Below are 13,448 nucleotides of genomic sequence, written 5' to 3'. Positions count from 1 at the left end.
CAGCGTGGGAATGAATACGGTAGGTAGATAAGTGCTGTGATGTTCGGAAATACCGACAGGTCAAAAATTCATTGCTCAAACAGCCAGGCCTTCTGATCGGTTTTTCCTGCGCTTCTGATTCGTCTTAAAGCGGAATAACAAGAGATGCCCTTAAATCTGATATTACTATCTCCGATTAGGATAACTTGATCTGAATCCCCAATTTTTCCAGTATGTGGCTTTTTCCGTAGCGGAGTACCGCGATGAGTTCAATTCTGGCCTCGTCTCTCGGAATCCCATTTTCAACCATTGATGCTAAGGTTTTTTCAAAGACAGCTCTGCGTCTCTGGCCTTTCTCAGAAGTGTCACGACGGTTTGAAAAAAACTCCATTAATGTCGAGCCACAGATACAGTTTCGATAAAGCTCTACTATGGGCTCGTCACCTTCTTCAGGACAGCCGATATTTTCTAACAGGCCAGTTCGTCCTTTTAATTGCTGAGTCTCCTTGATGAAATCATCTAAGGACGCATATTCTCTGCCACATCTGAATGCCTTTTATCGTAAAACAGTGTTCATGAATAGTTGATAGATCATCACCTGGATCAGGACCCAGGTGATGATCTATCTCAAGGAAAAATGATTCTCCAATAATCGATGCTGCCTGTTGCAAATGGGCCTAAATCCTTAACTTGCAGATTCCACTCACTATCAGAGGGCAGATCCCCAAGATCAAGATAGTAGGTCTCAAAAAGATTCACGCCTGAACCACCAAATCCTTTGAGCTTATGTTTGGATCCTGTGGGATCAATCAAGGTTACAGAAATCTCACGAACCCAGTCATGAACTATCCCTACTTCAATTTGAATCTGACCAGATGGGCCAGTTCTATCAACCATGATTGGGCTTAAGACTCCTGACAGGTTTGCTTGGGGGATTGGGTAATCATCCAGGTTTTCGAAAATCTGACCGGTTCCAGGCTCTGGATCTTCAAGTTGGTAATCAGCTATCAGACTGGCGCCTGAGAAAGCACTATAGGCATGTAGCATTATATAGTGTCTACCAGGTGCGACAGGTCGTGTGATACATCGCTCTTCATTCCCATATCTATAGGGACGACAATCGAAAATATCCAGGGTAGGCTGGTTATCGTATTGAAGGTAAAGATCGGCATCTCCACTACCATCATAGATTCTTACAGTCAGACTGCTGGCGCCAACTGGCACATCGATAGCGAACATCAGTTCATCACCAACTGCTCCCTCAAGGTCTGAAATAGCTACCCCATCACTTAACAGCGTCACGCCGGGGTCAGTTGGTTGCAACATCTCAACTGCAGCCTGAGCATCTAAAATGCCACTACCACAGCCTGCACAATCACTTGGGAAGGGTTGCGTACTCTCTATCAAGATACTTTCTACTTCATCTGGTGTTATATCCGGTTTCAAGCTGTAGAGAAGGGCTGCAACACCACTGACGTGTGGCGTCGCCATACTTGTGCCGCTCATAACCCGGTAACTCTCATTCCCTGGGACGACTACACCATCATTGTATGTTGAGAGAATATCGACGCCGGGTGCTGCCAGGTCAACCAAGTCACCGAAGTTTGAGAAACTGGCTCTTTCACCATTTATATCTGTTGCAGCAACGGATACTACTCCGGGGCAGTTAGCTGGTGAGATCCCAGAGCTGTCCTCACTGCTATTGCCTGCTGCGACAATTACGGTAGCGCCCAATTGCCGGGCAGTCTCTATTGCAGTGAGTGCAGTTTGAGGGCAATCTGTCGATGGACCACCGAGGCTCATATTGATCACTTGAGCTGGATTTGCATTAATTGGTAGGCTTGGAACCTCTGAACCCGCTGCCCAGGCTAGACCATCCATGATGTCAGATAGATAACCGCCGCATCGGCCGATTACCCGTACCGGAACAACCTTGGCTTGATAGGCGATACCGGCCACACCTTCAGCATTGTTGGTCAAAGCAGCCACAGTACCGGCTACATGGGTGCCATGCCATGTGCTGATATAGTCATTACAGCTTGGTTCATAATCACCCGTATCCGTTGGGTCATTGTCACGTCCATCTCCATCATTAGCGACGAATTCATCACTGATCATGTCATACCCCGGCAGCAGGTTTGGGTTGAGATCAGAATGTGGTTGGTAACCACTGTCCACTACAGCTATAACGGTATTTGCACCCTGAGCAATATCCCAGGCCGTTGGTAGTTTGATGCCGCTAGTCTCTTGATAATAGTGCCACTGTTCACTATATCTGGGATCGTTAGGGGTAAGCAGGGGATACATCATCAGATCGGGCTCTGCATATTCGATACTCTCTTGCTGTTCCATCTGATCCGTGATTGCCTGCATATCCTCAACAGATATCTCCTGATCCAGTTGAACGACTTGAGCGCCACTGAATGTTTCTCTGACATGACTGGATGAAGCACCTGACAAGGTATCAAGTAAGTTGGCCATGCCCTCTGGTAGTCTATTCGTTTCCGATGATTGTCTGTATTTGATAATCAATCGGTTGGTTGTGCTACTTGAGGAAAGATTAGTTGCAGATGCACTATATGCTGGATCAGTAACCTGCCCGGCCAGCAGAGGCGTCGTAGCAAGCATGCATAGTGATAATAAGTAAGCTTTATTAGAGAAGGAAAGTGACTCTGTTTTTTTCATACAAACTCCATTTTTCTGAATTCCATTGTTTTGAACAGTCTTTAGATGTAATTGAACCCTAATGACTGTAAAGAAGAGTTGAATAAGTTAATAATGACTAAAAAGATAAAAAAGTTAACGAACTGCCTTCCTTGATAATTTTCATGCTGTTTTGTTTGAACTGGTTAAAACAAAAAGTGAGAAGGCCGTTGCATTATACTGAACTCTGTTGGGTGCGGATAAAAAAGTTGTGAATAGCGCTTAATTAAACGTACGCTCTACTATTCAGTGAATAGGCAATTGAGATACCCTAAGTTATTTAAATTATGTTTAAAATGATTTAATCAATAAATTATCCTTTCCTTGAGCAGTGTTCATGATGTTCTGAATTTATAACTGGTGTGCTAGGAAAATTGTGGCTGGTTTTGAGCGATACAGAAACAGAGGAGAGACCAGCTCAATAGAGTAACTCTCCGCGTGAGATTTATAAGATGGCGCGGCATGGTTCAATCCTGCGAGGGTTGATCGAGGTGTGATGCAGCAGGGCTGCATCCTACACTTGAGTTCAAATTAATGTGACAATGGCGGACTGAATTCGGGCCGCTTTATTTCGACCAAAACCAAATTTTACAATCTATGACCTTAAAATAGTGAACTCCAGAATCAAGCGTGAACAGAAGACCATTGCTGCGATGATGGTCATCTATTGTAGGCATCACCACCATTCAGACAGCAAGCTGTGCAGTGATTGTGAAAAGTTATTGGATTATGCCGAAAGGCGTCTGGAATCTTGTCCTTTTGAATCTGAAAAGCCCGCCTGTAATCACTGCACAGTGCATTGCTACTCGAAGCAGATGCGCACTCAGGTACAGGATGTCATGCGCTATGCAGGTCCCCGGATGCTGTTCCGGCATCCTCTGATGAGTTTGTTCCACCTTTTGGATAAGTTTCGCAAAGTCCCTCAGTTGTCAGATCGCAAGTAAAATGAGTCTAAATCACTAAAAGTCTCTCAAACTGCACTGCTTCAATATCATGTTTCCGTAACAATTACCGGGCTAGAATGTGAGAAAAACAGGGTAAGATGGGTTAATAAGCCCAATACTCAACTGTCTGGTAATCTACAGAGTGATTTCATTGTGGGTAGCCGGGGAATAGTTGGGCATATCCAGCCTATTGAGCCGCCAGACTAATAATAAAGGAGCACAAAAACATGAACGGTCAACAATCAGAGGTTTTAGCGGGACAAAGGGCAATAGTGACCGGGGCAAATTCCGGTATTGGAGAAGCGGTGGCTAAGGGCCTGGCCCAGGCTGGAGCGAAAGTTGCAATCAACTATGTGGTAAATGAAGCTGAAGCGCAAAGAGTCGCTGATGAGATCCAGCAACTCGGTGGCGAGGCTGTGCCGATCTTTGCTGATGTCAGTAATGAAAGCGATGTGGAGCAGATGTTCAGCCAGGTTATTGAATTATGGGGGAGTATCGATATTCTGGTGAATAACGCGGGTATTCAGCGTGATGCTGCTTTTGTCGATATGACTCTGGATCAGTGGAACAAGGTGATGGCGGTGAATCTGACCGGCCAGTTTTTATGCACCCGTGCCGCGACGCGTGAATTTTTACGCCGAGGAGTGGTTACTGATCTCTCATGTGCCGCGGGAAAGGTGATCTGCATGTCCTCTGTGCATGAAGTTATTCCCTGGGCTGGTCATGTTAATTATGCTGCATCCAAAGGTGGTTTGATGATGTTCATGCAGAGTGTCGCCCAGGAGATGGCTCATCAAAAGATTCGTGTCAACGGCATCGCTCCTGGTGCCATACGTACCCCAATTAATCGATCTGCATGGGAGACACCTGAGGCAGAGTCTTCGCTCTTAGAGCTGATTCCCTATGAGCGCATTGGTGACCCCGATGATATTGCCAAGGCGACGGTATGGCTGGCATCGGATCAATCCGATTATGTTACCGGTACAACACTCTTTGTCGATGGTGGTATGACCCTCTATCCGGGATTCAGAGAGGGAGGCTGATATGTCTAGCGTGATCCGTTTCGGACGGAGTATCTGCGGCGATCTGGTCCAGGCAGAAAGAAGAGAGTGGTGGCTGACGGATGGTTTGGGAGGCTATGCAGGTGGCACCATCGCGGGGACTCTCACCAGGCGCTATCATGGATTATTGGTTGCGCCACTGCATGGTGCTATGGATAGACATCTGCTGATGACCAAGGCCGATGTCACGCTGAGTGTCGCTGGGCGCGAGTGGCCACTGTTCACTAATCGCTGGTACGGAAATGCCGTTGAACCAAGCGGCTATCGTTATCTTGAACAGTTTAAATTGGAAGGACGTATGCCAGTGTGGCGTTTTGCCTGTGCAGAACGGATTCTGGAGATGCGCATCTGGATGGTGGCGGGTGAGCACACCACCTATGTGGCCTATCGTTGTAGGGGCAGTGGGGATGATCAGGCCATATTAAAGGTGAAACTGCTTGCCAATCACCGAGACCATCACGGTAATATGCCGGTTCGTGGCACAACAGCCTCTCTCAAACAGACCACTGACAAACTCGAAATCGAGTGGCCCGAAGGCGGGCGACTCTTTTTACACACAACACCAGCAAATGTTGAACCCAGACAGGACTGGCACGAAGGTTTTCACTTGATTAGGGAAGAGGAGCGAGGGTTAGCATCTGTTGATAACAATCTCTCTCTGGGTCAACTGGTCTATTCAATGAATCCTGATGAATGGGTTGGTTTTGCAGTGAGTTTGAATCCGCAAACCTCTTTCGACCTGCCTGGTTCCATGCAGGCTTTTCTGCAAGCTGATCAGATAGAGTGCAAGCCTGAAACTGGCCCATTTGCAGGGGCTCCAGAATGGGTGCAGCAGTTAAGATTGGCTGCTGACAGTTTCCTGATTAAACGGACACTGCCCTCTGGCGAGTTGGGAGAGTCAATCATTGCCGGCTATCCATGGTTTGGCGATTGGGGTCGTGACACCATGATCTCACTGGCTGGTCTGACACTGGTATGCGGTCGTCTGGAGAGTGCCCGTTCAATTCTGATGAGCTATGCAAAACTGGTAGATCGGGGACAACTTCCCAACCGCTTCATCGATAGTGGTGAAACTGCAGAGTACAACACCGTGGATGCGGCACTCTGGTATTTCGGCGCCTGGCAAGACTATTTTGAGGCCAGCGAAGATCTCGAAGCGCTTAAACAGATCTTTCCGGTTTTACAAAGCATCCTGGATTGGCATATCAAAGGTACCCGCTACGGTATTTCAATGGATGGTGATGATCATCTGCTACGGGCAGGTGAGCCGGGTATACAACTGACCTGGATGGATGCCAAAGTAGGAGAGTGGGTAGTAACCCCCCGAATTGGCAAACCAGTAGAGATCAATGCCCTTTGGTACAACGCGCTGGTGATCATGGCTGGATTTGCTAAAAGATTGCAGAAGTCTGACAAACGATATATCGAACTTGCCGATGCAGTGAAAGATAGCTTTCAACGCTTCCGCCAAGAGTTTGGGGTCGGTCTGTTTGACGTTCTCGATACACCAAAAGGAGATGACCCGACAGTTCGGCCCAACCAGATTCTGGCAGTAAGTCTGCACCACTCCCCATTGGATGCGGATGCGCGCAAAGAGGTGGTTGATGTTTGCGCTCAGCAGCTGCTGACCTCGTACGGTTTACGATCTCTAAGTCCGCGGCACAAGGATTACGCCCATCACTATCAAGGTGGCGTTGCGGATCGGGATGGTGCATACCATCAGGGTACAGTTTGGGCCTGGCTACTCGGGCACTACGCCTGGGCTGAGTTCCTTGTCACTGGTGATGCTGTTTCAGCCCAGCAACGGTTGATGCCTTTCAGGGATCATCTGGGTGACGCGGGCCTTGGACATATTAGTGAGATATTTGATGGAGATCCTCCTCATCTGCCCAGAGGAGCACCGGCTCAAGCCTGGTCAGTGGCCTCTACTCTGTCAGCTTGGCAACGTCTGCAAAAACAGATTTTGAATGAGCAGTAATCTGATTAACGTCATTCGGTGGTGTAGTTAATGAACGACCAGCAACTCAATAAAGAGCAGCAGCGCTTAGCACAACAACGCAGTGGGGAAGCAGAGTGGAATCTGTGGGGCCCCTATCTTTCCGAAAGAGCATGGGGAACCGTCAGGGAAGACTACAGTCCTGGCGGCACAGCTTGGGAGTATTTTGATCATGACCAGGCTCGTTCACGCGCTTATCGATGGAATGAGGATGGATTAGGGGGCATCAGTGATATCGGGCAGAGACTCTGTTTCGCATTGGCTCTTTGGAACGGCCAGGACACCATTCTGAAAGAGCGAGCCTTTGGTCTGACAGGGAATCAAGGGAATCGGGGGGAAGATGTAAAGGAGTACTACTTCTACTCCGATGCCACCCCCAGCCATAGCTGGTTACGTTATCTCTACAAATATCCTCAATCGGCCTACCCCTATGCACGCCTGGTGGAGGAGAATAGTCAACGGAGTCGACTCGACCCTCCTTTCAATCTTTTGGATAGCGGTGCTTTCGAGCAAAATCGATATTGGGACATATCAGTCATCTATGCCAAGGCAGGACCCAAACAGATCCATATTCGAATTACGATCCATAACCGTTCCAATGACACAGCTGAGCTGCATCTGATACCTCAGCTCTGGTTTAGAAATAGCTGGTCCTGGGGTGATGAAGGGGAAAAGCCTGAACTGAAAAGTGAAACAGCAACTGAAGGTGCAGCATGGTGTGTCGCTGCAAAACATAATGAATTGGGTAGTTATCACTTATATGGTGAGCAACAAGCAGAGTTGCTGTTTACAGAAAATGAAACAAATACCGAACGCCACTGGGGTGTCGCTCCAGAGTCACCCTTTGTTAAGGATGCCTTTCATCGACGAATTATTGATGAAGAGGCCTCAGCAGTTAATCCCCAGAAAAGGGGTACAAAATTTGCTGCTTGGTATCGATTAGAAGTGGCAGGTGGGGCATCAAGAAACATCGACCTGATACTCAGTGAAGATCTATTGGATAGACCTTTTGATAAAACTGAGCGGGTGATTGCCATGCGCCGTAGCGAGGCGGATCTGTTTTATGACGAACTTTTGCCTGAGGGTGGCCTGGAGGATCATCGTATTATGCGTCAGGCCCTGGCCGGCATGATCTGGAGCAAGCAGTTCTTTCACTTTGATGTTTTTCGTTGGATGAATGGTGACCAAATCACACCACCCGCATCACGCAAGCGTGGTCGTAATCAGCAATGGCGCCATTTTAAAGCCGCAGATATTTTTTCCATGCCCGATGCCTGGGAGTATCCCTGGTTTGCTGCCTGGGACCTTGCTTTTCACTGCGTGGCGTTGGCATTGGTGGATGTGGACTTTGCCAAACAGCAGATTGAACTATTGCTGGGTGAAAAATATCTCCATCCCAATGGACAGATTCCTGCCTATGAGTGGTCTTTTAGTGATGTCAATCCGCCAGTACATGCTTGGGGCGCGTTAAAAGTCTATCGTGCTGAGCGTATTCAGAGAGGAAAAGGAGATGTCAGCTATCTTCAGCGGGTCTTTCATAAGTTGTTACTCAACTACGCATGGTGGATCAACCGCAAGGATAAGCATGGCCAGAATCTATTTGAAGGTGGGTTTCTGGGCTTAGACAACATCTCTGTTTATGATCGCTCAAAACCCTTACCTCCGGGTTATACCCTGAAACAAGCCGATGCCACAGGCTGGATGGCAATGTTCGCTTTAAACATGACTGTGATGGCATTGGAACTCGCCATAGATGACAGTGACTATGAAAATATTGCCATCCAGTGTTATGAGCAGTTTCTATCCATAGCCAAGGCGATCAGCGGCGGTGATGAGGGTGGTCCCTCACTGTGGGATATGGAGACTGGTTTTTTTAAGGATCTGCTGATAACACCAGAGGGAGAGCATCACCGGGTTGATGTCTATTCATGGGTCGGCTTGATTCCCATGTTTGCTACAGAAGTTGTGGATAAACGTCTATTGGAGAACGTACCCAGATTCAGGAAAATGCTTCAGGTGCATAAGAAAGGGCTCTTTCAAGGCAGTTATGTCTGTGCCTGCCCAGATTGGGAGAATGATCAGGGTGAGCATCTGCTGGCGCTTGTCGATCACTCCATGTTGCCGCGTATCCTGAACAGGCTGTTAAATGAAGATGAGTTTCTATCTCCCTATGGCATACGCAGTCTTAGCAAGTTGCATGAAAATTATCGAGACCTGGGAGAGCTACCAGGAATAGGCCAAATCGGTATTCACTACTCACCTGGAGAATCAGAAAGCGGCCTGTTTGGGGGGAATTCCAATTGGCGTGGCCCCATCTGGATACCCACTAACTACGCATTAATACAGGCTATAGAGAAGTTTCATCGTTTTCTCGGCGATGGCTTTAAATATGAAGTACCAGCACTTTCAGACGAACCCCTTACCTTGAGGGATATCGCTACACTGATATCAGATCGGCTGGTTAAGCTCTATAACCGAGATGGAGAGGGCAGGGTGCCTGCCTTGCGTCGAGATAGCCCCTTCCAATCGGAAGAGGCCTGGAGAGATCTTAATCTGTTTTATGAATATTTCCACGCCGAGACAGGACAGGGTCTGGGTGCTGCTCATCAGACAGGCTGGACAGGATTACTGGCGAACCTGGTAATGCGACGTTATCGAAAGGATATTCCTGTTTTTCTTGGTGAGGATGAATCCTTGGGTTAATAATAAGAAGATAGTCTGATCTGATGGCAAGATATTTCTTCAATCCAGGCATGGAATGAGTCTAGCTTCTTTGCTTCGTCACCGTAGACCAAAAAGTGACTGCCGTCATTGAGGCAGGTTAATCCACCAAGTTTTTCTCCACGTCGCCAGGTCAATGGGTATGGTTTTAATTTAGATTGACAGACAGGGCAACTAAACTCTAAGCCCTGTTCGGCAAGTTTAAGTATTTCACTATCAGGGAGAAATCTTGGGTTTAATTCGCGCATAATTCCCTCCATGGAATTTCAACTGACTGACTTAAAAACAACATAGCCTAATTTGGTTGTCTGTGGAAGTTAGTGATTTCCCTAGTATGCGTATATTACCAGCTGCCTGTTTATCCCTGATACAGGATAACCCTAGCTAGGGTAACCCCCTATACTCTTGGTATGCAGAATCTGAGTTAATGCCATAATATTGCGGTTTTATATAATTTAATTTAACTCGTGTGCTACTGAGGTGGCAAGGAATAAACATGAAGTTACTGAGTGCTCGACTTGGTCTGTTTTTGGGTCTGCTTCTGCCTCTCTATGCAGCACATGGAGCGAATGTGCCCAAGCTGAATATCACCTGGAATTGTGGTTCTTGCACCCACAATGAAAAAATAATTCCGCTTATTCAACAGGCCTATAGAAAAGAGGCCCAGAGTAGTGGGCAATCTGTCTCTTCAACAGAGATTGCTGAGGTGGAAATTATCGAATTCCGACAACGTAATCCAGGGGTAAGGGTCATGTTCGGGGTTATGGCTGGAAAAGATCGTCTTGGTCTCAGGATTAACTATAAAGGAAATGAATACTATACGAGTGATTACTCTGCAAATGTGGTGCAAGGAATGAACCATCTCTGCGCTGCGGTGGCTTCAGAGACTTATCAAAAACTGGATATGGTTGCTCAGTGATGGTTAATAGTATCCCTGCTTTCACAAATCGACTGTTTCAATACGTCCACTGCGCAGTGATCTGGCCTCAATGGGGTCATCTGACTCTGAACTTGTTATAAAAAGCCTGCTGCTTTTTTCTCCAACCACCATACAAGCATAGGGATCGCCAACAGGCTCAATTTCCCGCAACCTCTCTCCTCCCTGCTTGACTAACAGCAGACGCGAGAGATTGGGTGCTGCGATCCATAGATTGTTCTGTGCATCAAGCGCTATTCCATCGGGATAGGCACCATTCAGCTCTGCCCAGATGCGTCGATTAGTTAAACTGCCATCTGCTTCTACATCAAAGGCTGAGATGCGTGATGCAAAGGTTTCCGCGACCAATAAGGTGCTGCCATTAGGGCTCAAGGCACAGCCATTGGGAAAGAGTAAATCTTCTGCAACGACCCTCGGTTTGCCATCAGGCTCAACCATAACCAGTTCAGCTGTTGCCTGGGCGGCTCCGCCATGAAGATCAAAACCGAAATTGCCAACATAGGCGCGTCCCAGATTGTCCACCAACATGTCGTTACAATGGAAAGAGGCGAGGCTACTGAGATCAGCGTAGGGTTCCAGTTTGCCATTTACAAGCACAAGAACCTGACGTTTAGTCATGGATACAACCAGCATGCGTCCATCCGGTAACCAACCCAGCCCACCTGGCAGGTCATCCAGGGTGGCAATGGTCTCTGACTCTCCCTGAAGATTAACCCTCACTACCTGTTGGGCATGTTGATCGGTAAACCATAACCAGCCATCGCGCCAACGAGGTGCCTCTGGAAACATTAAACCATCAAGAAGTAGTTGTGTCTGACTGGGTGTGGTGGTGAGTTTCATCTCTGACATAATAAGTTTGACAATCTGCTCTGGCGATTGCTCAATCGATAAGGTCAGCGCCTCTTCGGGCGGTTCCAGGTCATCAAACTGGCTTTGCAGCAATTCCGATCTCATGAAGTGTTTGGTACGCTGATTAAGCCTTGCCAGGATCAGCTCATAAGACTCTTCAAGATAGACAAATCGAACTTCAGGAGAGCGCATCAGCTGCTCACGATAGCTCTTTTTCAGTGCTGAGCAGGAGAGTACAGCTGAGCGATCAATACTTAGATGTCTGTCGATTACCTTTGCCAGGCGTTCCAGCCAGGGTTGGCGGTCATCATCGTTAAGTGGCAATGCTGCGGCCATTTTGGCCTTATTCTCTGCGGGATGATAGTCATCTCCCTCGATGAAGCGCCAACCGGTCTGTTGGGCGAGGATTCTGCCGATGGTGGATTTTCCTGAGCCGGAAACACCCATAACAATGATAATCACTCTAATTCCCCTCTCATCTGACCTGAACAGACCTGCATAGCTGTCATCATAGCTGAGTGTATGAGTCTCCACATCCGCATAAATAATGCCCCTATAGGAGCGATCATTTTGATTTCGTGACTGACACTGTTTAGGGTGTGGAGCATAACAGCATATGCTGCTGGATTAGCTAGGCGCTTCATCAATTAGGAGGTTCAATAATGGAGTACGGCCCGCGCGAGATTACTACCCCCTTCAGACCTATTCCCCTTGAAGTACCAGAAGGTATGAAACCCAATGAGTTTTTCAACAGTACTGAAAACCTCAATGATCTGGTACACAACAATGGTCTGTTGATGAATCCGGAGAACCTTCTGCTCTACCGCAAGGCCTTGGGGCATAGTACCGAATTCGATACATCCATTATCTATAACACCTCCAAGGTGATACTTAATCCCCTTGGGCGACCCGTGCGGCGTACACAGGTACCTCAGGAAGTACGCCATGTCTGGAACCGGATGAACCAGATTATTATCGAATATATGCTGGAAACCTTTCCAGATCCTGCACAGCATCTGATGTTGGCTGGGGAGGCCAGTCTGGATGCCACATGGCCATTGACTTCGCCTGGTGTGCCTAGCATTCGCATGTTGCACAACCACTTTATCGTTTTTCCCATGACTCAGCTCAGGCAGGCTGATTTAGCTGACCCGAAAAATCCCAATCTTTCTGATGGTGGGCAGCATAGTCTGTTCCAGTCCTATATGCGGGATGTCTATCGTGAGTTTTTTGACAGTTCACTTGAATTGAAAGTATTAAAGCCTATCAGTTCTGAAGAGTCCGGTATAAAGCTTACCGGCTATCCTCAAGGTCTTCCCTGTTGGGAGATCCGCGGTGGTGGTGCTGCCTTGAAGAATATCCGTTTCTGGCATGAGTATGACGCCATACTAGAAGGATTCATCGATTTCTATCGTACCTTTTTCAGTCAGGTCTCCACGCGTAACGCACCTATGCCCAGGGATGTTTATTATCCTCATCAGGTAGAGAGTGTGCTGCTATTCAATAACGATTTTCTCGGCGCAGCAAAAAAGGTCAGGGACCGCTGTATCGTTGATGCGAAATATGCCAATTCAATTCGATGGCAGCCCGCGTTTAAACAGTTGATCTACAGAAATGAAGCAGGCAAGTTGATTGTGACTATCAGCCAGAACTCAATAGGTAATGCGATCACAGAATTATTGGGCGTGGTGGTCAAGCGAGTACCTGATGCAGAACTCTATGAAAAAGCGGAACCTGCTTTACTGGAGAGGTTGCTGGAGGTTCGCAGGCGACTTATAGATGCTGATCTCGGTTCAGGTATCGCAACAGATTATTGGCCTGAAAGCTAATAGTCAGAGATAACAATTCACTACTTGCTCTCAGGCTTCTTCTACACCAAGAGAATGTTGTAAAACAGACCTTGCGTGCAGGGTAGGGTGGGGCCATGCCCCACCATAAAAGATTATGAATACTATAAAGCCGGAAGAACACTACCCAATAAGCAGGGTAAAATGTTGTGCCGATTGCGCTTGTATTTCTAAAGGCTGTGTATGTTTGGTGAATATCTTATTTCACGGGTACAGCAGCTCTGGTCAATCCAAACAATAGTGCGGCAGCCACAACAACTGAAGGGCCAGCAGGTGTATCCCAATGCCATGAGCCAGCCAAACCAAGCATCACCGATACTATGCCTAACAGGCCAGCAAACAGGGCCATCTGTTCCGGCGTGCGGCTGAAGCTTCTAGCCGATGCTGCAGGTATGATCATCATCGAGGTGA

General features: G+C 47.6%; 10 protein-coding genes. 6 read left to right on the top strand and 4 right to left on the bottom strand.

The window, feature by feature from the left end; genetic code table 11:
• Nucleotides 1–606 precede the first annotated feature (606 nt).
• Nucleotides 607–2,664, bottom strand: coding sequence for a S8 family serine peptidase (locus AC4IE7_RS09345; protein WP_490776563.1), 2,058 nt, complete (start codon nucleotides 2,662–2,664; stop codon nucleotides 607–609).
• Nucleotides 2,665–3,293: 629 nt separating this feature from the next.
• Here AC4IE7_RS09345 and AC4IE7_RS09340 point away from each other — a divergent pair.
• From AC4IE7_RS09340 to AC4IE7_RS09325, 4 genes are all read left to right on the top strand, one after another.
• Nucleotides 3,294–3,626, top strand: coding sequence for a nitrous oxide-stimulated promoter family protein (locus AC4IE7_RS09340; protein WP_490776562.1), 333 nt, complete (start codon nucleotides 3,294–3,296; stop codon nucleotides 3,624–3,626).
• Between the two features lie 227 nt (nucleotides 3,627–3,853).
• Nucleotides 3,854–4,669, top strand: coding sequence for an SDR family oxidoreductase (locus tag AC4IE7_RS09335; RefSeq protein WP_490776561.1), 816 nt, complete (start codon nucleotides 3,854–3,856; stop codon nucleotides 4,667–4,669).
• Nucleotide 4,670: 1 nt separating this feature from the next.
• On the top strand, nucleotides 4,671–6,665 hold the full coding sequence (locus AC4IE7_RS09330) for an amylo-alpha-1,6-glucosidase (RefSeq protein ID WP_490776560.1): 1,995 nt from the start codon (nucleotides 4,671–4,673) through the stop codon (nucleotides 6,663–6,665).
• A gap of 30 nt (nucleotides 6,666–6,695) precedes the next feature.
• Nucleotides 6,696–9,386 (top strand): MGH1-like glycoside hydrolase domain-containing protein, encoded by a 2,691-nt coding sequence (locus AC4IE7_RS09325; RefSeq protein WP_490776559.1) that lies wholly within the window; start codon nucleotides 6,696–6,698, stop codon nucleotides 9,384–9,386.
• Here AC4IE7_RS09325 and AC4IE7_RS09320 read toward each other — a convergent pair.
• Entirely contained in the window at nucleotides 9,383–9,652 is a 270-nt protein-coding gene (locus tag AC4IE7_RS09320; protein ID WP_490776558.1) for a hypothetical protein, read from the bottom strand. The genes AC4IE7_RS09325 and AC4IE7_RS09320 overlap by 4 nt on opposite strands.
• Before the next feature lie 248 nt (nucleotides 9,653–9,900).
• Here AC4IE7_RS09320 and AC4IE7_RS09315 point away from each other — a divergent pair, with 248 nt between their 5' ends.
• A complete protein-coding gene (locus tag AC4IE7_RS09315; protein WP_490776557.1) occupies nucleotides 9,901–10,323 on the top strand; it encodes a hypothetical protein in 423 nt (140 codons plus the stop codon).
• 21 nt (nucleotides 10,324–10,344) lie between these two features.
• Here the strand turns inward: AC4IE7_RS09315 and AC4IE7_RS09310 are convergent, their stop codons facing one another.
• Nucleotides 10,345–11,652: a gluconokinase, GntK/IdnK-type gene (locus tag AC4IE7_RS09310; protein ID WP_490776556.1), complete on the bottom strand. Its 1,308-nt coding sequence runs from the start codon at nucleotides 11,650–11,652 to the stop codon at nucleotides 10,345–10,347.
• 200 nt (nucleotides 11,653–11,852) lie between these two features.
• Between AC4IE7_RS09310 and AC4IE7_RS09305 the strand changes: the two genes are divergently transcribed.
• Nucleotides 11,853–13,019, top strand: a complete 1,167-nt coding sequence (locus AC4IE7_RS09305; RefSeq protein ID WP_490776555.1) for a hypothetical protein — start codon at nucleotides 11,853–11,855, stop codon at nucleotides 13,017–13,019.
• A 217-nt stretch (nucleotides 13,020–13,236) separates the two neighbouring features.
• Here the strand turns inward: AC4IE7_RS09305 and AC4IE7_RS09300 are convergent.
• On the bottom strand, nucleotides 13,237–13,448 hold a 212-nt coding region (locus AC4IE7_RS09300), incomplete at its 5' end, for a metal ABC transporter permease (RefSeq protein ID WP_490776554.1).

Source organism: Candidatus Thiodiazotropha sp. AKAK3, assembly GCF_058244645.1.
Note: the sequence above shows the minus strand (reverse complement) of the source record. Positions and strands in the feature narration are given on the sequence as shown.